The 22,463-nt window shown below is 56.7% G+C and carries 16 protein-coding genes; 6 read left to right on the top strand and 10 right to left on the bottom strand.

The annotated features are described in order from the left end of the window. The first annotated feature begins 32 nt into the window (after positions 1 to 32). Entirely contained in the window at positions 33 to 1,061 is a 1,029-nt protein-coding gene (locus K5I40_RS05930; protein WP_251931006.1) for a fimbrial protein, read from the top strand. A gap of 45 nt (positions 1,062 to 1,106) precedes the next feature. Here K5I40_RS05930 and K5I40_RS05925 read toward each other — a convergent pair whose 3' ends face one another. Further along, entirely contained in the window at positions 1,107 to 2,012 is a 906-nt protein-coding gene (locus K5I40_RS05925) for a LysR family transcriptional regulator (RefSeq protein ID WP_223074039.1), read from the bottom strand. Between the two features lie 116 nt (positions 2,013 to 2,128). Here K5I40_RS05925 and K5I40_RS05920 point away from each other — a divergent pair, with 116 nt between their 5' ends. Together K5I40_RS05920 and K5I40_RS05915 are read left to right on the top strand one after the other, a co-directional pair. Next, the gene (locus K5I40_RS05920) at positions 2,129 to 3,532 is read left to right on the top strand and encodes an MFS transporter (RefSeq protein ID WP_223074338.1); all 1,404 of its coding nucleotides are present in this window, start codon (positions 2,129 to 2,131) and stop codon (positions 3,530 to 3,532) included. 77 nt (positions 3,533 to 3,609) lie between these two features. After that, positions 3,610 to 4,446 carry an alpha/beta fold hydrolase gene (locus tag K5I40_RS05915; RefSeq protein WP_223074038.1) on the top strand — a complete coding sequence of 279 codons (837 nt, stop codon included), beginning with the start codon at positions 3,610 to 3,612 and terminating at the stop codon, positions 4,444 to 4,446. A gap of 40 nt (positions 4,447 to 4,486) precedes the next feature. Here K5I40_RS05915 and K5I40_RS05910 read toward each other — a convergent pair whose 3' ends face one another. The 5 genes from K5I40_RS05910 to K5I40_RS05890 form a co-directional block, all read right to left on the bottom strand. Beyond that, positions 4,487 to 5,668 (bottom strand): PLP-dependent aminotransferase family protein, encoded by a 1,182-nt coding sequence (locus tag K5I40_RS05910; RefSeq protein WP_039028768.1) that lies wholly within the window; start codon positions 5,666 to 5,668, stop codon positions 4,487 to 4,489. A 132-nt stretch (positions 5,669 to 5,800) separates the two neighbouring features. After that, entirely contained in the window at positions 5,801 to 7,795 is a 1,995-nt protein-coding gene (locus tag K5I40_RS05905) for a TonB-dependent receptor domain-containing protein (protein ID WP_223074037.1), read from the bottom strand. A 10-nt stretch (positions 7,796 to 7,805) separates the two neighbouring features. After that, positions 7,806 to 8,867, bottom strand: a complete 1,062-nt coding sequence (locus K5I40_RS05900) for a YncE family protein (RefSeq protein ID WP_223074036.1) — start codon at positions 8,865 to 8,867, stop codon at positions 7,806 to 7,808. A gap of 105 nt (positions 8,868 to 8,972) precedes the next feature. Next, on the bottom strand, positions 8,973 to 10,280 hold the full coding sequence (locus K5I40_RS05895; RefSeq protein ID WP_223074035.1) for a type II toxin-antitoxin system HipA family toxin: 1,308 nt from the start codon (positions 10,278 to 10,280) through the stop codon (positions 8,973 to 8,975). Between the two features lie 3 nt (positions 10,281 to 10,283). Further along, positions 10,284 to 10,535, bottom strand: coding sequence for a helix-turn-helix domain-containing protein (locus K5I40_RS05890; protein WP_138368950.1), 252 nt, complete (start codon positions 10,533 to 10,535; stop codon positions 10,284 to 10,286). Positions 10,536 to 11,362: 827 nt separating this feature from the next. Here K5I40_RS05890 and K5I40_RS05885 point away from each other — a divergent pair. The 3 genes from K5I40_RS05885 (at position 11,363) to iaaH (ending at position 17,413) form a co-directional block, all read left to right on the top strand. Then, positions 11,363 to 15,142, top strand: coding sequence for an NAD(P)-binding protein (locus K5I40_RS05885; RefSeq protein WP_223074034.1), 3,780 nt, complete (start codon positions 11,363 to 11,365; stop codon positions 15,140 to 15,142). A gap of 57 nt (positions 15,143 to 15,199) precedes the next feature. After that, positions 15,200 to 15,892, top strand: coding sequence for a LuxR C-terminal-related transcriptional regulator (locus K5I40_RS05880; protein WP_223074033.1), 693 nt, complete (start codon positions 15,200 to 15,202; stop codon positions 15,890 to 15,892). Between the two features lie 81 nt (positions 15,893 to 15,973). Next, positions 15,974 to 17,413 (top strand): indoleacetamide hydrolase, encoded by a 1,440-nt coding sequence (gene iaaH, locus K5I40_RS05875; RefSeq protein ID WP_223074032.1) that lies wholly within the window; start codon positions 15,974 to 15,976, stop codon positions 17,411 to 17,413. Here the strand turns inward: iaaH and K5I40_RS05870 are convergent. From K5I40_RS05870 to K5I40_RS23995, 4 genes are read right to left on the bottom strand one after another with little or no spacing between them, the layout of a single operon-like run. Beyond that, the gene (locus tag K5I40_RS05870) at positions 17,410 to 18,393 is read right to left on the bottom strand and encodes a cytochrome d ubiquinol oxidase subunit II (protein ID WP_223074031.1); all 984 of its coding nucleotides are present in this window, start codon (positions 18,391 to 18,393) and stop codon (positions 17,410 to 17,412) included. The two genes, iaaH and K5I40_RS05870, sit on opposite strands and share 4 nt — an antisense overlap. Continuing rightward, positions 18,386 to 19,771 carry a cytochrome ubiquinol oxidase subunit I gene (locus K5I40_RS05865; RefSeq protein WP_223074030.1) on the bottom strand — a complete coding sequence of 462 codons (1,386 nt, stop codon included), beginning with the start codon at positions 19,769 to 19,771 and terminating at the stop codon, positions 18,386 to 18,388. The genes K5I40_RS05870 and K5I40_RS05865 overlap by 8 nt, the downstream gene beginning before the upstream one ends. Continuing rightward, positions 19,768 to 21,687, bottom strand: a complete 1,920-nt coding sequence (locus K5I40_RS05860) for a membrane-bound PQQ-dependent dehydrogenase, glucose/quinate/shikimate family (protein ID WP_251929599.1) — start codon at positions 21,685 to 21,687, stop codon at positions 19,768 to 19,770. The genes K5I40_RS05865 and K5I40_RS05860 overlap by 4 nt, the downstream gene beginning before the upstream one ends. Continuing rightward, a complete protein-coding gene (locus K5I40_RS23995) occupies positions 21,618 to 22,163 on the bottom strand; it encodes a hypothetical protein (protein ID WP_251929552.1) in 546 nt (181 codons plus the stop codon). Before K5I40_RS23995 ends, K5I40_RS05860 begins: the two co-directional genes overlap by 70 nt. Positions 22,164 to 22,463: the final 300 nt, after the last annotated feature.

Below are 22,463 nucleotides of genomic sequence, written 5' to 3'. Positions count from 1 at the left end.
TTCGGGTAATAACAGTCCTGGCAGGCTGCATTATGTCTTTTCCCTTTCAGGCCGTTGCAGCACAGAGCTGTCCACCCACAATGAACGATGCGGTTATCAACTTCCAGAATTACTCCATTACGGATAACCCGTCACTTTCCCCGGGCTCAATGCTGTCTGGTGCGATTCTGGGGCAGGAGAATCGCTCATTTTATAACTGCGCTGAAGGCACGGGCCCGGTCACAATGCGTTTTGTCGCAGACAGCGGCTTAACCGTCTCTGGCGTGAGTGGCGTGGCGCCTAACGGGACGGGCGCACCGGCATCGGTTTATGACGTTCCCGATATTCCCGGCGTAGGGTTTGCCGTGGGCGTCAGGGAGACCACCCACTGCGCGGGCCAGCCGGTTCACTACATCGCGGCGGGTGATGACAGCGTGGCGGTATGTAACACCAGTGATCCTTCGCAAATGGCCACCCAGTTCTTCGTTGTGTTCTACAAAACCGCGCCGGAGATTATCTACGAACAGCCAAACAGTGGACAAATCAGGGCGGGAAAGCTGATCCTGGAGGATGCCAGTGGAGCGGTGATATCCGAGGCGGGTGTGACTGTAGAAGTGGCGGCAACGGACCTGAAAGTGCATAAATCGAGTTGTTACATCACTGATGCCAACATTAGCGTGAACATGGGGCAGACCAACGTCAGCGATCTTAATAATGGCATCGATGGGGAAAAACATCGCTTCACGATCCCCCTTTCCTGCGAAGCGTCGCAAACCAACACCGTAAAGATAGGCTTTTTTGGGCCCACGGAAAAAGACGGGGCAAATAATGATGTCTTTACCCTGAGCCAGCAAAACGGGGCGGCCACCGGCGCGGGGATCCGCCTCCTGTACGGTGACAGCTATGGCTCCGCACAGGGTAAGCCTGTGCCGCTTAACAGTACCGGTGTCGAAGCCTTTGCCAACAGTGCTAACCAGACGCAGTTCAGTCTGAATTATGATGCCCAGTATGTTCGCACGGCTCCGCAGGCGACCGCCGGGCAAGCCGACAGTCTGGCGACCTTTAGCCTGATTTATAACTGAGAAACAAGACCCCGAGGGAGCCACCTTCGGGTCTGTTTCGTTTCGTCACCGTACGTCCCGACACACCTCAAGCACTTTCTCTCTCAGCCAGCGATGCCCCGGATCCTTTTCCATTCTCGGATGCCACATCTGCGACACCGTTATGCTCCGGGTTTTAAACGGCAGCTCGAACACATGCAGTTGCTCCGTCATCTGCTGATTGAGCAAATAGAGCGCCGGCACCATGGCGATAAAATCGGATGCCAGCGCTACGGATAATGCCGTAGGAAAACCCGGTACCACGCTCGCCACTTTTCGCGTCAGGCCTGACTCCGCCAGCGCATCATCCACAAAGCCATGTAACGATCCGTCCGGCGCGGCCACCACATGGCCCCAGGCGACATAATCCTTCACACCGATTTCTGGTAATGATGCCAGCGGATGCGTCTTACGCACTGCGCCAACGAACCTGTCCTGAAAAAGCCGTTGCAGACGAATTTCAGGCCCCATGTTGCTCTGAACGCCAATTTCCAGATCAACCAGACCCTCCCGCAAATAGCGTGACGTTTTTTCAGGCTTCGGCGCAAATCGGAGACAGACGTCCGGCGCAGCCTCAGCCACGGCGGCAATCAGCGCCGGGCCAAACGCGACGACAAATCCATCATTGGCTCTGATGGTAAAAAGCCGCGCCAGTTTCTCCACCTGCAATGTCTCCATTGACGGCTGCAGCACCGCCCTCGCCTCCTGCACCGCATTTCTGACGCGCTCCCGGGAGGCTTCCGCCCAGGGCGTCAGCACCATATTACGTCCGGCCCGCACCAGGAGCGGATCGCCCGTCACTTCTCTCAGGCGGCTGAGCGTGCGGCTCATGGCGGAGGTACTCAGGTTTAAGCGGCGCGCGGCCCCCGCAACGCTGGCTTCTGCCAGCAGGATGTCGAGTGCGACCAGCAGGTTAAAATCGGGATCGGACATGATGAACCTCAGATAAGGCGTTACGTGCAATGATTAAGTGTAAACCATGCGTCTTCCGCCTTATATATCCCGCGCTTATAGTTTCGTCATCAAAACCGACTTCAGGAGTGCAGATGATGACGCTATTTTCATACCAACCCGGTGATGACGGGCTGCCAGGCCGGGAGCGCGCCCGGGTAATGTTCGCCGTAATGATGACCACATTGATGGGCGTTTTCGATGGCACCATGATTAACATTGCTCTGCCATCTATGGCACAGGCAATGCATGTGCCCGCAAGTTACGCGGTCTGGTTCGCCAACGGTTATCTGCTTGCCGCCGCCATGACGCTGATGATTTTCGCCTCGCTCGCCACCCTCTACGGCACCCGGCCTATTTTTCTGGCCGGTCTCGCCACCTTTACGCTGACATCGCTGGGTTGCGCGCTGGCAACAACCCCGGAAATGCTCACCGGGATGCGTGTCTTACAGGGGATCGGCGGCGCGGCCACGTTGAGTATAGCCCCGGCGATCCTGCGTTCCGTCTTTCCGGGCCGGTTGCTCGGTCGCGTGCTGGGCCTGCACGCCCTGCTGATTGCCTCCAGTACCACCGTTGCCCCTGTGCTGGGCGGCGCAATACTGGATATCCTGAGCTGGCAGTGGTTGTTTGCGATCAACATCATTCCCGGAAGCGTCGCGCTGCTGCTGGCTGGCAAAGCATTACCCGGAAAATCAACGACTGAAAAAGCGGCGTTCGACGCCCTCGGCGCGGTGCTCTCGGCGATGCTTTTAGGTGCGATGATTATGGCGGCGAACAGCCTTAATTTTGCAGCTGTCTGCTGGGGTATTGTCGCGCTGGCCAGCACGGTTCTGTTTATCTGGCATATCCGCCGTGCCCCGGCGCCGTTACTGCCCCCCGCTATTTTCAGCAACGGGCGTTTTACCCTCGCGGCATTAACCTCGTTAGCCTCGTTTATCAGCCAGGGAATTACCTTTATCGCCCTGCCTTTCCTGTTCCAGAGCGTATATGGCTACAGCCCTGTCGTTTCCGCACTGCTTTTTATCCCGTGGCCGATCGGCATCGTGCTGATCGCGCCTCATGCGGGCCGTTGGGCGGACACGATTTCTGCGCCGCTGATCTCAACCATCGGGCTGGCTATTTTTGTCGTGGGGTTGATCCTGCTGGCGATGCTGCCCGCCGCGCCCTCTGCCTGGGATATCTGCCTGCGCAGTCTGGTGTGCGGCATCGGATTTGGCTGCTTTCAGAGCCCTAACAACCGGGAAATGCTGTCGAATGTTTCTCGCGAGCACGCCAGCTATGCCTCCGGGGTGTTGTCTGTTGCGCGGACGTTCGGGCAGTGCCTGGGTGCCGCAGTTGTGGCCATCCTGCTGACCATCATGTCCCCCGAAACCGGCCAGACGTTGAATGAACGGGCCGTCCATTTTGCGCTGTGGGTGGCGGTGGCGACATCTGTCGCGTCGGTGGTGTGTAGCCTGAGTCGACTGCGCAAAACGCAGGCAGCCGTTAATTATCTCAACTAGACTTCTTAGCGGCTGTACGTCTTCACCTGAATACAGCCCACTTCACTCAGGTTCTTTCACTCCCCGAGAGGTCTACCATGTCATTTGTCACCACCAAAGATGATGTCAGTATCTTCTATAAAGATTGGGGTCCCAAAGATGCACAACCTATCTTCTTCCACCACGGCTGGCCATTAAGCGCTGACGACTGGGATAACCAGCTGTTGTTCTTTTTAGCTGAAGGCTTCCGCGTTATCGCCACCGACCGTCGCGGTCATGGCCGTTCTAGCCAGGTCAGCGACGGGCACGATATGGATCATTACGCCGCCGATGTTTCGGCCGTCGTTGAACATCTGGATTTACACAATGTGGTGCATGTCGGCCATTCCACCGGCGGCGGGCAGGTTGCACGCTATATGGCGAAATACGGACAACCGCAGGGCCGCGTGGCGAAAGCGGTGTTGATCAGCGCCGTGCCGCCTTTGATGGTGAAAACGCCGGATAATCCGGGCGGTACGCCGCTTGAGGTGTTTGACGGATTCCGTCAAGCGCTGGCCGCCAACCGGGCGCAATTTTACCTCGATGTGGCGACCGGCCCGTTCTACGGTTTTAACCGAACCGGAGCTGAAATATCGCAGGGAACCATCCAGAACTGGTGGCGACAAGGGATGATTGGCAGCGCGAAAGCGCACTATGAAGGTATTAAAGCGTTTTCAGAAACGGATCAGACTGAAGATCTGAAAGCGATTACCGTGCCGGTGCTTATTTTGCAGGGCGATGACGATCAGGTGGTGCCGTATAAGAACGCCAGCCTGCTTCAGGATGAGCTCATCAGCAACAGCACGCTTAAGGTTTATCCGGGCTATCCGCACGGGATGCACACCACGCACCCTGATACGATCAACAAAGACTTACTGGAATTTATTCGCAGCTGACAACCTGAAACGGGTGGCCTGTGCCACCCGCTCCGGGAACTTACAGCGAGGCTTTCAACCGCAGGACCGCTTCCTTCAGATTCTCATCCGTAACGCTGACATAAGACATGCGCAGCGTGGCGTGATCCGGCTCGTTGCAGTAGAAGAACTCGCCTGGCACATAGACCACACCGTTGTTGAGCGTCTTTTTCAGCCACTCGGTGGTGTTCATTTCGTATTTAAATTTCGCCCACAGGAACATGCCGCCCATCGGCTTGTGGAACGTCAGATGTTCGCCCAGCTCGCTTTCCACTGCCTGACAGAGGATCTCGCATTTATGTTTATAGGCGTCGCGGATCAAGGCGATTTGCCCCGTCAGACGGCCGGTCGTCAGATAGTGATAAGTGAGCGATTGCGACAAGGTGCTGGTGTGCAGATCGGTGGCCTGCTTCAGAATGACAACCTGACGTTTCACCCAGTCCGGCAGCACTAACCAGCCTACCCTTGCGCCCGGCGCGAGGATTTTTGAAAACGTCGAGGTGTAAATCACGTTATCGCTGCAGCCCATTTCCGCCGCCCAGGCTTTTAATGGGGTGAAGGTTTTGTCGGTAAAATTGATTTCGCCGTAGGGATCGTCTTCGATAATGACGAAATCGTATCGCTGCGCCAATTCCACTAACTGCTTGCGACGTGGCTCTGCCAGGGTCACGCCGCCAGGGTTGCCAAACGTCGGGACGATATAAACGGCTTTGATCGGCGTTGTCTTAACCAGCGCTTCGAGCTCATCGACGATCATTCCTTCGCCGTCGGTACCCACCGACATCAGGTTAGCTTCTGCTAACTGCAGAACCTGCAGGGCCGCGAGATAGGTTGGACGTTCGACGACCACAATATCGCCCGGATTAATCAGCGCCCGCGCCAGAATATCCAGCGACTGCTGTGAGCCGGAGGTTACAACCACCTCGTCAATACCGCAGCGAATGCCCCGGCCGCTCAGCAGCTGGCAAATTTCCCCGCGCAGCTCCGGGCTACCCTCGCTCAGGCCGTACTGGAAAGCGTCTTTCCAGGTGCTGGAGAGCACTTTTTCCATTGCCATTTCCAGCCCTTCGCGATCGAAAAGATCCGGGTTAGGAATGCCCCCACCGAGTGAAATCACCCCTTCCATCTTGCTGTGTTTTAATAGTTCTCTGATCGCTGATGACTGGAGGTTTTGTACTTTGTGGGCAATTTTGTTGTGCGACATCTTTTATTATCCTGGTTTGTTGTATCCCAGTTTAAGTATCACATGTCGGCGGCTTTGATAATCACTTTCTGCGGCAGAAAAACGAGGAATAACAATTGAAGAGGCCGGAGCACGACGGCTCCGGCAGAAGGATCAGAATTCGATACGGGCGCCGAAGTTATAGCGGCGGCCTTCCAGCATCGAAGACTGGTTATAGGAGGTGCGGTAAATCGGGTTAGCATCGAACAGGTTATAGATCCCGGTCATCAGCGTAACGTTCTTGTTCAGATGATAACGCGCCCCCAGATCGACCAGCGCATAGGCTTCGGTTTCGCTGGATTTGCCGATGTCCGGCGAGGTGCTGCGCCAGCTCGCTTTGGTCCACAGTTCGAGGTCGTTCACCGCGTTCCAGGTCAGAGAGACGTTGGCCATGCTTTCCGGGAAATCGCTCAGGGCATAGCCTTTGTAGTCGCCGCTTTTCTGCTCGCTGTGGGTATAGGTATAGTTCGCGTTGGCTCTTAACGATGACGTTACCTGCCAGTCGCCGTTCAGCTCCAGACCGTAGATCTCAGCGTCGCTGACGTTGGCGTACTGGAAGACGGAATCTGCGACGTAACCGTTATAAGTACACGTCTGCGTGTCCGATGCGGTACAAATCACGCGGTCGCTGATTTTGTCCTTGAATTTGGTGTAGAAGATGGTCGCATCCAGCGCCAGCGCGTCCTGCTGCCAGTACAGGCCCAGCTCGGTGTTAACGCTCTCTTCCGGTTTCAGATCATCATTACCGATGCCGATCTCAGAATAAGGATATGCGCCATACACGCTGGTGAAGCCTTCGTTATTCTGGCGCAGATCCGGTTTCTTATACCCGGCCGACACGCCGCCCTTCAGCGCCCAGCTCTCATCAATGGTCCAGTTGCCGTAGATCTTAGGCGTGACGTGATAACCGAAATAGCTGTCATGATCGAGACGCGCCGAGGTGGTCAGGGTGAAGTCCGGCACAATCATCCACGCGTCTTCAGCAAATACCGCCCAGCCATTACGCGAAATCTCGCTCACCGGCGTGACGCCCGGCGCTTCTTTATCCTTAATGCCGAACTCATCATCCAGTTCGTTGCGGGTAAAGTTCACGCCCAGCGTCAGCTTGTGGTCGCCCAGGGTAAAGATGTTGGCGCTGTTCGCTTCGTAGTTCTTCTGGGTAATAAACTGCGAGGACATCCCCGGCACGCGGTACTCGGTCTTCGCTTTCTCGTAGCTGACGAAGTTCTTCACTTCCAGTATGTCGCCGTACCAGGCATGTTGTGACAGCGAAGCCGCGTCGCGGTCAAAGCCCCAGTACCACTGCTTATCGTTATGCGTCTTCTCCTGATTGCCTTTGGTGGCGTTCAGATCCCACAGCTGGGTGTCGGTTGGTGACATGGAGATCGTCGCATCCAGATTGCCGGACTGATGCTTTACAAAACGCTCATCGTTGATGCTGTCATCGTCACGGCGATCGAGATAATCCGCGGCCAGGCTCACCCCAAGTTTACCGGGAATGACCGGGCCCATCACAAAGGCATTGGTCTGGTTGGTGTTACCGTACTCGCTCTTCTCCTGCAGGAAGTAGTTATCCTCCAGGACGCCGGTCCACTTCTCCAGGTTATAGGCTTTTTTGGTGATGACGTTGACCACCCCGCCGATGGAGTCAGACCCATAGAGTGAGGACATTGGCCCGCGGATCACTTCGATCCGCTCGATGGCGGCCAGCGGCGGCATAAAGGCCGCTTCGGTGCCGATATGGTGGCCGTACGGACGGGATTCACGGGTGGCCTGTTTGATGCCGTTCACCATGTACGAGGTATAGGTGGAGTCCATCCCGCGCATCTGGACATCGCCCGTCGCCAGGCTGCCGTGGCCGTTGCCCACCAGGACGCCCGGCATCTCGCGCAGGGCTTCCGTGACGTTCTGGTTCGAGCGGGTGTTCAGCTCCTTTTCATTTACCACGGAGATGGTTGCGGGTGCTTCGCGACGTTCCTGGCTGAAGCCGGTCGCGGTGACGACCAGCTCATCTTCGTTAACGGCGGTAGTTTCTGCGGCGAAAACGGCCGCAGGAAGGTTAGCCAGGGCGAGCGAAACCGCCACGGCCATGCGTGTCTGCTTTATCACAACAGGATCCTCAGAACTTAGTTAAATCAATCTTGAGCACGTAGTCAGCCTGGTTGGCTTTCTCATCCTGCTTGACGCTGGCATAGAGCGTGCTGGCATCGGCAGACAGCGCCAGGCTGTTTGGCATCGCCGTGGTTTTAATGGTGTGTTTCAGGCGATTGCTGGTTGCGTCGATTACGCTAATCTGGCGATCGTTACGGTGAGTGACGTAGACCTCTTCCCGCGCCGGGTTGTACAGCACGGCAACGGAGTTTGGGGTCGGAACGCGATGGAGCAGCTTGCCGGAGTCGAGCTGCACAACCAGCACGTCTTTGGTGTTGGTGTCGGCGATATAGCCTACGCCCCTGGCGGTGTTCAGCGCGATGTTGAGGAAATAATGTTCCGGATCGGCGGGATCGACCTTCACGCGGGTAAGCAGCTGCGACGTTTTGCCATCGAGGGTAATCAGTTCGCCGCTGCCGGAGACGACATAGACCCTGTCGCCCGCTTCATCTACCGCAAAACCGACCGGCTCCAGTTTTTGCAGGGTCTGGGCAAGTTCCTGCTTCTGTGTATCTACCACCCAGAGCAGGCCTTTATCCTTACGCCCTATCCCGGAGACGTACAGACGCTGATGCTTCTTATCCAGCACCACTTCACGTACGTGGGCTCTCTTTTCCGGATCGGAATTGTCGCTCAGCTGAAGGGTTTTGATGGCTTTGTCGGTGCGCGTATCGAGCAGCGTCACTGACCCTTCCAGCGCATTGCCGAGATAGAGAATGTGGTTTTCTTCATCCAGCGCGACGGCAAACGTGCGACGCTCCATCGGGATTTTCGCGTCAATTTGCAGCGACTGCGCCGCCAGCTTAAAGACTAACCCGTCCGTTTTGTCTTTATCGAATGAAGGCGCGGAGGCAGCGTAAAGCGCCTGCTGGCCTTTGTCCCAGGCCAGTTCGTAGACGCCATGCCCAAGCGGCTGGGAGACGAAATCCTTTTCGGTGAAGGTTTTGGCGAATACTGACCCCGAGTGCATCGCCAGGGAAATGGCGAGTGCACACAGAGTTTTGTTCATTACGGCAGAGGCTTTAATCATGTTATTTTTCTTTACAGTTGCTTACGTAAAGAAAAATGATAATGAAAATAACTATCATTAACAATTGCAAACAGGCGTAACTTCCCTACCAATTTTTGTACTGATCTACTCCATTCGCCCTATTTTTGCCGCCTGGCTTGCCAGACCGCGGAAAATCGCCCCGCTTATCTGCTCCGGGAAATTCGCAGGCAGTTCCGCCGTAACGGTCGCTATGACGTCGTCGGTGCGGCTGGCCATCTCTTTCATCAGTTTTAGCGCGGACTCCTGCGAATACCCGGCGTGCGCAGCGGTACTGATAAAGTGGCGCGGCTGGATCATCGCGAAATGGTATTGCCGGTTTTTGCCTTGTAAAGCCATGGCCATCTTCGCTTTTTTGGCCGGGATACTCCCCGCTTCAAACAGCGGAAATGCCGAAATCACATCGTATAAAGGGGTCATGCGAAACGAGGAGTCCGCTTCGATAAACAGGCTGAAATTCTTACCGTGACCATCTATCGCAGCCAGCATCCAGAACAGGATCTGCGCTTTAAAGAACATCTCACGATCCTGTCCGGCAAGGCGGGAGCCGAGCAGCAGCTTCATGGCGTCGGCGATGCCGGGACCGCCGTGGGATTCATATTTCAGTGCCGGAGAGACGCCCAGCGCCTGACAAAAATCCTCCTGCGGCAGACGCATCAACCAGCCGCTGCGGGCCCAGCGGCGATCGAAGCGCTCAATAATCAGCACCTTTTTGCCACTAAAGGTCGCCATTTCGGCCTGTGCAACGGGGAATCCAAAGGCTTTCGCTATCCGCAGGCAAAGCCACTCGTTTTCACAGCTCTCGCTCAGATCGATATTGTTCTGCTCTATCCTGCCGATCGGCAGCTTGAAGATATGGCTGGTTGGGGTACTGCCCTGGGGCCGCTGCCAGCGATCCTGATACCACAGCAGCGCTGTTTTCTCCTGCGCGCCGGCCAGCGAGATGCGGAAATCGGCCTCCTCTTCGCTCATGCCGAGCGGCGCCATCTGGTAGCCCTCAAGCAACGCCGCAATCTGCGCATCATCCAGCGGTTCGGCGACAATATCCGTCACCGACGGAATCTCCAGCCCCGGTGGATAGAGCTGAATGGCACCGACGCAGTCCCGTCCGACGCTGGCAAGCAGATCAAAAGGATGCGCCGTTTCGACCTGAAAGCGGGCCTGCATGCGGGCAATGATGGCCTCTGAATCGGGCAACAGGTTACTGAAAAAATTGAAGACCTGCTTTCCTCGGATCCTGCCATGCTGTAGCGGCAGAGACAGCGAGATAGAACGCGCGCCCGGCTCTGCCAGCCACCCGGGGGCATACTCAAAGGACATCGCACCGCTGCCATCACGATGCAGCGTACCCACCACGTCGCCGTTCATGGCAACCGTCAGACGTTGTGCGCGCATCGCTTACCACTCCTTGGTCCATGTAGTGTTATCGGGCAGCGAAGAGCCTCTTTTCACCACATGCAGTTCCAGATCCAGCGCCGAGAGGATTTTAAACAGCGTCTCCAGTTTGGTGGATTCCGGTTTGTTCTCGAAATCCGATACCGTGGTTTGTTTAATACCAACCTGTTCAGCCGTCTCAGATTGCGTTAACTTATTGACCTTACGCTGATCCCGGACAGCCTGAGCCAGCGCGCCAGCTGATGTCACCTTCATGCCTACCCCCCATAGCGGATATTCTAAGAAAATCCCCTGTAGGGGATAAAACAAGAATAACCCCTATAGCGGTTAAATTCAATTTATCCTCTATGACGGATAGAATAACGGTTATGCCCTTTCTACTCTGTTAAGCGATGTACTCTGGCACGATGTTGATGTCAGGTTATTGATGAAAGCATATTGTATGTTGTAACTAAAGAACATTGCTGACCATTTATCTGTATTTATGGATTGTCAGATGAGCCGCCTTATGTATATTCCACCAGCGTTAAGCCGCACAGATTTAATAACAAAAGCGGATCGGGTATATATTTTCCGGGCTAAGACGAAAGTACCAGACGCAGTTTTGAGACATCAGGACAGATATGCAGGAAACGAGCGTAGCGGGCAGCGATTATTTTAAGCTGTGGTTAGGGCGTAATATCGTTTAACCGAGCCGTAACGCATAAAAAAAGCGCCACCAGCACATGATGATTTTATTCGAATTTTTAATAACCGAAGCGAAGGCCGGTTGAAAAACCCCGCTCTGGAGCAGGATCCGCGACTATCATTGAAAGAGAAGGTAGCAGTGTTTTCGCATTGATACACAGGACGTAGACATAAAACGGGTGAACTCCGGGGTATTGCTATTGCCCTATTCCGCTGTTAACGAAATATGTGGAGGGGATGGTTATGGTTGAATGTTTTTGCAATAAACATGGCTCAGATTTTATTCTGCATTATTTTTCTCCGTAAGTATGGGTAATCAAGTATGGCCGGGCGTTTTAAATAACGAGGCTTAAAATATTTATTAAAAATACGATTACCCATTCCGGAGCAACAATATGCCGATATTCAGGTCGTTCTGGCAGGCAGGTTTTGAAGGTGCGGATTTTGTTACGCGGGCAGGTAACGCCCTTTCAATGGATAAAGCAACGGAGCATGACATACGCCATACAGAGGATTACCGCGCGCTAGAACCGTTCAACATTGCAACGGTAAGAGAGAGCGTTGGCTGGCGTCTTGTCAATAAATCAGGCGGTTACGACTTTACTACCGTTGCCAAAAAGATGATTTCGGCACAAGAAACGGGCGTGCAAATTTGCTGGACGATCTGTCACTACGGCTTTCCTGATGATATCGATTTTTTCTCCGAGGAATTTGTCTCCCGTTTCGCCCATTTATGCGGTTCTCTGGCCGCGTTTCTGCGCCCCTGGTATGACGAGCCGCCCGTCTATTCGCCCATCAATGAGATCTCATTCACAGCCTGGGGCATTGCGGTGGGGCTGTTCCCCACTTCTCCACCGGGCGCGGGTGAAAGCATGCAGGTCAAACGACAGCTGGTTCGCGCCACAATTGCCGCCTGCGATGCCATATGGGCGGCCGATCCGCGAGCGAGAATTTTACATTGCGACCCGTTAATCCATCTGATTTCGCCGGATAGCGATCCCGTAAGCATTGAGCAAACCGAGGCTTTGCGTACCGCGCAGTTTCAGGCGTGGGACATGCTTACAGGCAGACATGAGCCTGAACTGGGTGGTCATCCCCGCTATCTGGATCTGCTCGGGGCCAATTATTACCACGACAATCAGTGGATTATGGGCAACAACCAGCGCCTGCCGTGGCATCTGGGCGACCATCGCCGACGGCGGTTGCACGAAATGTTGCAGGAGACCTGGGAGCGCTATCAGCGTCCGATTCTGCTTGCCGAAACGAGCCATGTGGGTAGCGGGCGTGGCGCCTGGATTAAGGATATCGCTTCAGAGGTGGCGCAGGCGCAGCTTGCAGGCGTGGAGCTCGTAGGGATTTGCCTTTACCCGATTATTGACCGACCCGACTGGGAGAACAGCACGCTCTGGCACCACTCGGGCTTATGGGATTTGTCGCCAGAAAAAGAGAGGCAGCTTAATGCCGTTTATGCCCGTGCGCTTAAACAAACCCAGTCCCGACTGGAACACTTTCAACACTTAACTGGCGTCAATATTTGCACCAGCAAAGAGGTATCAGGCATGGAAAAAATTTATGTTTTTAGTCACCTGCGCTGGGATTTTGTTTTTCAGCGCCCGCAGCATCTGCTGACGCGGCTTGCTGAGCACTATCAGATTGTATTTATCGAAGAGCCGCTCTGGTCAGCGGGTAAAGCGGAGCTGAAGATGACCCAGCCCGCGCCTAACGTGACCGTCATCCAGCCGCATACGCCGTCTACAGAACCGGGTTTTCACGATGAGCAAATCGCCTGGCTGGAAACGCTGCTGTCAGAGATCCGCGATGAAGGTGAAACCCCGGTCGTCTGGTTCTACACGCCGATGGCGCTCCCCCTGCTGAAAGTCTTTACCCCGGCCGTCGTGGTGTACGACTGTATGGATGAACTGGCCGCCTTTGAGAAAGCGCCCCGACAGCTTCTGCAGCGTGAATCAGCCCTGCTGACGCGCGCGGATATCGTCTTTACCGGCGGGCCGAGTCTGTATGCCGCCAGGAAAGATCGCCATCCGAACATTCACTGTTTTGCCAGTAGCGTGGATGCGGTGCATTTTGAACAGGCGCTGGATCGCACGAATCACCATCCGCTGCAGGATGACATTCCCCACCCGCGGCTGGGCTATTACGGCGTGATTGACGAGCGGATGGATTTACGGCTTATCGCGACGCTCGCGGATGCGCATCCGGAGTGGCAAATCGTGATGGTCGGCCCGGTGGTGAAAATCGACCCGTCAACCCTGCCGCAAAGAAGCAATATTCACTATCCCGGCATGCAGCCATACCAGGCCCTGCCCCACTTCCTTGCCGGCTGGGACGTCTGCCTGATGCCGTTTGCGCTGAATGAGTCCACGCGCTTTATAAGCCCGACGAAGGTGCTGGAATACATGGCCGCGCAGCTGCCGGTAGTCAGTACCGCCATTGCCGATGTCGAAAAACCTTATGGCCACGTGGTTGCCGTCGCCCGGGATCATACCGCCTTTGTCGTGGCCTGCGAACAGGCACTGGCGTTATCAGAGGAGGAACGCGCCTCGCAGCGCGAGATCATGCAAGAGATTGTCGCCAGTACCTCCTGGGATAAAACCGTGCAGAACATGCATGAGCTGATTGAACAGGCGTTTGCCCGCCATCAGGCCCGGTCGACAGTCGCAGCGGAGGCCGCCAGCGACGACCTTTCTTCCCCGCCGGTTTTACGGCTGATCCCGCCCGCCAGAAGCGGTGCAGAAGCCGAACGCTGTTTAATTCTGGGAGCCGGGCCGACGGGTCTTAGCGCGGCCTACCATTTTGGCGAAGGGGCAACCTTGCTGGAGCGTAATGAAACGGTGGGAGGCCTGTGCCGCTCGGTTCAGGACAACGGATTTACCTTCGACTATGCGGGGCACATTATGTTTTCCGCCGATGAGGAGGTGCTGGCCCTGTACAACATCCTGCTGGGTGACAATATCCACTGGCAGATCCGCGAAGCCTGGGTCTATACCGACGGCGTGTATACCCGCTACCCCTTCCAGGGATCGCTTTACGGCCTGCCCGCGCCGGTGATTAAAGAGTGCATTCTGGGTGCCATCGAGGCGCGATATGGCACGGGTTCTGAGGTGAAAAGCATGGCCCCGACCTGCGGCAATAGCGCCCGTCACCATCATGACTGCTGTGCCGATGGCGCAGTGCCGGACTACACCAGCACAGGCCAGCAGACGCCGCCAGAAGGCAGTTTTGAAGCCTTTATCTATGAAACCTGGGGCAAAGGGATCGCCCGCCATTTTGCTATTCCCTACAACAAAAAATTATGGACGGTGCCGCTCTCGGAAATGGAGACCTCGTGGCTGGGTGGACGCGTCCCCTTGCCGGACCTGGATCAGATTATCGAGGGTGCGCTGGGTGAAACCGCGAAGCCCATGGGGCCCAATGCGCGTTTCGGCTATCCCCTGAAAGGCGGTTTCCAGGCGCTGATGTCCGGGTTTGTGCCGCATATTAAGGGCCGCATCGAGACGGGCGCGGAGGTCAGCAAAATTTACGTTAACCAGCATATCGTAGTGCTCTCTGACGGCAGACAGTATCGCTATGAACAGATGATCAGTACCCTGGTGTTGCCGGAACTTATCCGCCTGATGGGCGACGAAGTGCCCCCGGATGTTCGCAAAGCCGCAAAAGGGCTGCGTCATGTCTCTGTGCGCTGCGTCAACCTGGGGATTAATCGCGACAATCTGACCGATAAACACTGGATCTACTACGCCGGTAAGACGGTATTTCATCGTATTTTTGTGCAGGGCAACGCCAGCCCGTTCTGTAGCCCGGCAGGCGCGTGCGGCCTGACCTGTGAGATCAGCTACTCCCCGGATAAGCCTCTGCCGGCCGACGGCCAGGCGCTGATCGACAGATGCATTCAGGAGTGCATCGACGTGGGGATCATCTCGGAGAATGATGAGATCGTCACCACCAATCAAATCGACATCCCTTACGCCTACGTTATCTATGACCAGCAGCGCAAAGAGAACGTCGAAACGATCAGGAAATGGCTGTTGCTGCACGGCATTACCCTTGCCGGACGATACAGCGAATGGGAGTACTACAATTCTGACCACGCCTTTATCGCCGGAAAAGTGGCGGTTGAGAAGGTCCGGCAGTCTGCGTACCGGCACTCCGTTTCGTAGTGGTCTACACTCAGCTGCACAAAAAACAGCGAGAGTGCGGCAGAAATGGAGAGTGTTTTGAACGATCACGAGCTGAACCTGTTCTCGCAGCTCGTATGGCAACTCGGTTCTGGCCAGGGCAGCAACGCCCTGCGACAGCAGACGCTTGAGAATGTGTGCGCCCTGCTGCAGGCCGACTTTGCGGCGTCGTGCATCTGGTCTCCCGCCTCTAATACGTCCTCCCATGGCGTCAGCTGGAACATAGATGAACGCGCGATGCGGGAACATGCCAGCACCTGGCAGTACATCGACCCTATCACGCCGCTGCTGCGGGCAAAACAGCGTCCCACCCTGGTGGACGAGGTAATGAGTGCGCGCGAGCTTAAAAAGAGCGCCTTTTATAATGAGTTCCTGAAACCCTGCGGCATGCATCACGGGGTGAACGTCTACTTTTTACGTGATGGCGAAGATGTGGGCGATCTGCGCATCTGGCGATCTAAAGGCGCCCCGCCGTTCGGGCAACGGGAGTTGCACCTTCTGCACTTGCTGGAGCCCTGGTTCGCCAGAGCCTTACCGAAACGGGATAAAACGCCGCTGCTCACCGCCCGGGAGCAGGAGGTGGTTGATCTGGTCTGCAAAGGACTGGGTGATAAAGAGGTTGCCCGGCTGCTGAACATCGGGTTTACCACCGTGCGCACGCATCTCAATCACGCCCTGAAAAAGCTCGACTGCGCCAACCGGACGGAGCTGGCCTCCAGACTTAAGCATTAATCTCTCCTCAATCCTGAGGATGGCGCGCTAATTGCCGATTTGCCTAAATGTTCCGGACTACCACCGTCCGGAAATAGCCTAATGAAAACAATAAATGCCTCAGACCTGACACAACTGCACACCCTCACAGCCACCGACGCGGCACAACTCATTCAGGAACAGAAGGTGTCGAGCGAACAGCTTGTTCGCGCCTGTTTAGCCCGTATATACGCCCAGCCTCACCTCAACGCCTTTATTACGGTGAACGCGCAGCAGGCGTTAGCCCAGGCGAGAGCCTGGGACCAGCATCTCGCCGACGGCGGCGCGCCGTTGCCTCTCGGCGGTGTACCCATTGCGGTGAAAGATAATATTCACGTGGCCGGATTGCCCAATACCGCCGGTACGCCAGCCCTGAAGGACTTCGTGCCCACCACCACCGCGCCGGTGATCCAACGGCTGATCGACGCGGGGGCCATCGTGATTGGCAAATGCAATATGCACGAGCTGGCCTTTGGCGTAACCGGCTATAACGCGGCGTATCACTCGCCGGACGTTAAAGGGGTGCGCAACGCCTGGGATGCCAGCCGGATTGCGGGCGGTTCGTCGTCGGGCAGCGCAGTGGCCGTTGCCGCCGGAATGGTACCGGTGGCGATGGGCACCGATACCGGGGCGTCGGTTCGCCAGCCCTGCGCCCTGAACGGCTGCGTCGGTTTTCGGCCTACCACGGGCCGCTACTCTCAGGCGGCGATTACCCCGATTTCCCACACCCGGGATACCGCAGGCCCGATGGCCCACAGCGTGGCCGATATCACTCTTCTCGACAGCCTGATTACCGGTGCCACGATATTGCCCGCCAAACCCGCCAGTGAGATCCGCTTAGGGATGACGGACTATTTCTGGCAAACGCTGGATGACGAAGTCAGCGAGGAAGCCCACGTCGCGCTCGCCAGGCTGCGCGCCGCCGGGGTGACGCTGGTTGCCGTCGAAATGCCCGGGCTTGAAGAGGCCAACGCCGCCGTCTCGTTTCCGGTGGTGATGCACGAGGGTAAAGAGGATTTACAGGCTTACCTGGAAGCGCATAACACGCTGGTGAGCCTGGAGGAGATTGTCTGGCACATCGCCAGCCCGGACGTGCGCGCCATCTTTGAGCACGGCATTGTGCCGGGGCTGATCCCCGATCGCGATGGCAACCCTGTTCCACTCCAGCCGCTCTACGACCGGGCACTGTCTGAAGGGCTTCCGCGCCTGCTGAACATCTATGAACAGACGTTCCGGGAGAATCAGCTGGATGCGCTGATCTTCCCTACCTCACCGGTGGTCGCCCCGCTGGCCAATGATGAGGTCAGCTCGGCGGCAAACTTCGCCCGTCTGATCCGCAATGTCGATCCGGGCAGTAACGCCCGCCTGCCGGGGCTGACATTGCCGGTCGGTTATGGCGCCACCAGCCGGCTGCCGGTGGGGCTGGAGATCGACGGCCTGCCGGGCAGCGACGCATTGATTCTGGCGATTGGTGCGACGCTGGAGCAGATCCTGACGCGTTAACGGATCTTGCCGCTGAATAACCGAAATCCCCAGGTGTTATACAGCAGCGTCACCGGGGCCAGCAGCGCAAAGCTTATCAGCAGAAACTGTTGCGTCTCCGGGGGCGCTGCCGCCTGATGAACCGTTAGCGTGGTCGGCACAATCCACGGATAGAGGGTAAAAACCAGCGCGCCAAACGCGGAACTCACCAGCATGAGGATCGCCGCCAGCGGTAAAAAGTCATAGTGCCGCACCAGGCTGAACCACAATAAAACGGAGCCTGCCGCCACTGCCCCCGCAAACGGCAACCACACCCGGGGGTTTTGCAGATGCTGGCGCCAGGCCTCCTGTAACTGCATGCTCCAGAAGAGCAGCCCAAGCAATAACACCAGCGCTACCCCTGCCAGCCAGGGGATCGCCCGTCGTGACCGGGACGCCAGCGCCCCGGTCCCCCGCCAGTTCAGCCAGCCCTGCCCCATCAGGCAATACGCGACCACCAGCGTCAGCGCGCAAAATAGCGGGAACGGGCTGAACCACTCCCATCCGGTACCGGTAAACTGTTGACCATCACTGGGGATCGTCTGGATCAGACTGCCGACAATCACTCCCTGTGCAAGGGTGGCAAACAATGACCCTGCTATCAGGAGTTTATCGAACAGATGAGGAGCGTAATGACGATACTCAATTGCCATCCCGCGCACGACAAGCGCCAGTATCAGGGTAAACACCGGCACATATAACGCGCTCAGAATAATGGCATACGCCACGGGAAACAGGCCAAAAAGGCTGCCCGCCGCCAGCACCAGCCAGGTTTCATTGCCATCCCAGATGGGTAATAGCGACAGCACAATCTTATGCCGGGACGCCTCATCGCGCTGAAAGGCGCATAACATACCGCTCCCCAGATCCGTTCCGTCCAGCAGAACGTAGATCCACAGGCTCAGCACCAGAGACGCTGCCGACAACGCCTGTAAAATCGGTATTCCCATTATTTCATGCATCGTTTTCCCCTTTGCCCGTGCGGCGGGCCACATCGGGTTCTGCCCCCTCTTCGTCTGGTGCTGGCGGTCTGGCGAACAGACGCAGCAAAAACCACAGCCCCAGCCCGAACAGCACCAGATAAAGCGTGACGACCAGGATAAACGAGCCGAGAACGAATTGCGGTCCCAGAGGAGAGAGGCTCTCTGTGGTACGCAGCAGGCCGTAGACCGTCCAGGGCTGCCGCCCGGCTTCGGTAACCACCCATCCGGCCAGCATGGCAACAAAACCGGCGGGCGCCATCAGCACCATCAGACGCAAAAGCCAGCGTGTCTGCCATAATCGTCCCCGCAGCCGCACGACCAGCCCACCGACACCTGCCGCCAGCATCAGCAGTCCAAGCCCGACCATGATACGAAACGCCCAGAACACCAGCGGCACCCACGGCAATTCATCCGGCGGATATTGATTAAGACTGTGGATAGTCCCCTGCAGGTTATGGCGTAGATAAAGAGAGCCGATATCCGGGATCGCCAGCTCATAGTGATTACGGTGCTGCGCCATATCAGGGATCGCAAAGAGTCGCAAAGGTTCGCCATGACCCGGTGGCGGCGGATCCCAGCTTCCCTCCATCGCGGCCAGCTTCACCGGCTGGTGATCCCGGGTATTTTCCCCATGCAGATCCCCCAGCACGATTTGCAGCGGGGCCATTATTACCAGCGCCCACATTGCCAGCGAAAACATACGCCGTGCCGCCGGATGCCGGGGATCGCGCAGCAGATGCCAGGCCCCGCAGGCCGCCACCAGACAGGCGGTACCCAGCATCGCCGCTCCGACCATATGCGCCATCCGCCACGGGAAAGAGGGATTGACGATCGCCGCCCACCAGTCGACGGGACGAAAGCGACCGTCGGCGGCAATCAGATAGCCATCCGGCGTCTGCATCCATGAATTAGCGGCAAGGATCCAGAAGGCGCTAAAAAACGAGCCCAGCGCCACGATACAGGTCGCCATAAAGTGAATGCCCGGACGCACCTTGTTCATCCCGAACAGCATTACTCCCATAAAACCCGCTTCCAGAAAGAAGGCCACCAGCACTTCCATATACAGCATCGGCCCCAGTACCGCACCGGTGCGGCCAGCAAGACTGCTCCAGTTGGTACCGAACGAGAACTCCATCACTACCCCGGTCACCACGCCCACCGCCACATTCAGGGCAAACACCTTGCTCCAGTAGCGCCAGAGGCTGAGCCAGACCTGCTGCTTACGCCATAGCCAGAGCCCTTCCAGCACCATCAGAAACTGCGCCAGCCCAAGGGTGAACGCCGCCAGCACGATGTGAAAACTGATGGTAAACGCAAACTGACTGCGCGCCAGCAAAAGCGCGGTCTCCGGACTCATGGCAACGCGTACGCCATCAATGAATCACCGGAACGGGTACCGAGCCCGCCATGACCGCCAGCGGCAATGACAACGTATTGCTTGCCGTCTCCGGCCTGATAGGTCATTGGCGTGGCCTGCCCGCCTGCAGGCAGTCGGGCGCGCCAGAGCTCCTGGCCGCTGGCCTCATCAAAGGCTCGCAGGTAGTCATCCGCCGTGGCCCCGGTGAAGATCAGCCCGCTTTGGGTGATCACATTTCCGCCCATCATAAAGATGCCCGTTGGCAGCGGCACGTTGGTATGGGTGCCGAAAATGTTCATATCCCGGGTGGTGCCCGCCGGGCGCTCCCAGATGATTTTTTTACTCACCAGATCGATGGCATAGATTTTCCCCCACGGCGGTGCATTACAGGGGGCATCCAGCACGCTCAGCCAAGGTTTAACGATGGCCGCCCAGGGCGTGCCGTATTGCGGCCCGACGGCGAACTCTTTAGGTTTGGGATAGGGTTGTCCGCTCTGCCAGCCCGCCCACGTTTTCATTAGTCCCTTCTGAATAGCCTCTTCGCTTTTCATGATCTGCATGGTGAACGGGATATAGCTGGTGTTGGCAATCAGCACGTGGTGAAGCGGATCGACAGAAGCGCCGTACCAGTCAATCACCCCATCAAAGGCAGGATAAGCAATAGAGGTTCCCTCGGCGGGTGGGGTAAATTTCCCCTGATAGCGATACTGGTGAAACTGGATCCGGCACAGGAGCTGGTCAAACGCGGTGGCGCCCCACATATCCGTTTCCCGCAGATCGGCAGGGGAAAGATCCGGCATGCCAGCAGAATCTGGCTGAACGGGGGAAAGCCTTTCCCCGGGAAGTGACGGCGTCACAGCAACCGATTTTTCATTGACGGCGGCAAGGGGTTTTCCGCTTCGCCGATCCAGCAAAAACAGTTGCCCCATCTTGGTGGTTTGCACCAGCGCCGGGGTTATCCCCCCATTACCATCGGGCAGATCGACAAGCGTCGGGCCGATGGGAACGTCATAGTCCCAGACGTCGTGATGCACGGTCTGATAGTGCCAGCGCTCTGCGCCGGTCCGGACATCCAGCGCCACAACCGCACTGGAGTAAGTTTCGTCAAAGGGACGCCGCTGCGCCCCGTAATAGTCCGGCGTGGCATTGCCAAGAGGAATGTAAACCAGCCCCAGCGCGGGATCGGCGGTATAGGTTCCCCAGCCGTTAGGGGTACCCCGCGTATACTCTTCGCCGGGTTTCAGCGGCGCATTGGCGGGATTGCGCCCCATGTCCCAGGCCCATGCCAGGTTACCGCTTTTGGTGTCATACGCCCGCACCACGCCAGAGGGTTCGCCAGTGGACTGGTTATCATAGATCCAGCCCCCAAGGATGATACGTCCGTCCATAACCATCGGCTGTGAGGTGATGAAATGAAAACCCGGGGGAACCTCGCCCATATGGTCCGTCAGGCTGACAAATCCCTGCTTACCAAAGCTGGCGCAGGGTTTGCCCGTCTCCGCATTCAGCGCCACCAGCCGGGCATCGGCGGTGGTGGTGATCACTTTTTGCGGACAGTCCTTGTCAGTAGCGTCGTCGCTCCAGGCCACACCCCGGCAGGCCAGATACTCATTCGCCGAGGTATCGTTTTGCGGATCGAATGTCCACAGCGCTTTACCGGAGGTGGCGTTCAGGGCGATAACCTGACGATGCGGGGTGCAGATATAAAGCACATCGCCCACCTTCACCGGCGTGACTTCGACGTTAAATTCACGCCCGGCCTTGTCCTCCCCGTCACGTTTCACATCCCCTGAATCAAAACGCCAGGCCAGTTTCAGTTGGCTGACGTTCTGGGGAGTGATTTGCATCAGCGGCGAAAAACGCTGCCCGTCGGCGGTACGGCCATAATATTTCCAGTCACCATCGCTTTGCGATATTTGCGCCGCCTGCGCAGGTGGGAATGGCTGATGATGGACAAACCGCGTGCCGGAGATATGCCAGCCAAAGATAAGCATTGCCGCATAGCCACGACGTAGATCCCGCCTGCGGCCATCCCCTTCCGCCTGGCTGAGGGAACCAGGGTCAACTGGCGGATCACCCACGGCATGCTGATCCATACACCAAGGACCGCGACCACCAGCAGGCGGGGCATCAGTTGCCAGCCATCCAGCCCGACCTCATACAGCGCCCAGCCAGCGCAGGCCAGGAACATCAGCAGATAGAGCCAGACGCCGGAAAGCCGCTGGCGGAACATCAGTATACCGCTGATAAAAAAGCCGACGCCCAGCAGGATAAAGACAAAGGTCCCCCCGACGAATGCCAGCCAGCCGCCCAGAACACAATATGCAATCCCCACCAGCGCGACCAGCAAGCCAGTTAACACGGCCCAGAGACGAGATGTTATCTGTGGCATAACCCACCCTTTTGTAAAGACACGTCAATAAAGTTTAAGAAACCTTTGGGATGACGCATTAAGAAAGTGGCTATAAAGACAGCCCGGGAAAGGGAATGAGGCGTAACAGGATAAACAAAGCGTAGTTCGTCAAGATATGGCTTTTGTATGCTGCCTTTGTCGTCATTAAAACCTTACTGACGAGATTGACTTACCTCCGAATAGAACGACAATAAATGTTCCCGGCGAAAATTGTATAACTGGAGCTTATCATCATCGCCTGTTCACCTCGTTCTCAGCTAGCCACCCACCTTAAACGTT

Source organism: Leclercia sp. LTM14 (assembly GCF_023736175.1).
GTDB classification, from domain to species: domain Bacteria; phylum Pseudomonadota; class Gammaproteobacteria; order Enterobacterales; family Enterobacteriaceae; genus Enterobacter; species Enterobacter barmai.
The sequence above is the reverse complement of the archived record's forward strand: the minus strand, read 5'-3'. Positions and strand labels throughout refer to the sequence as shown.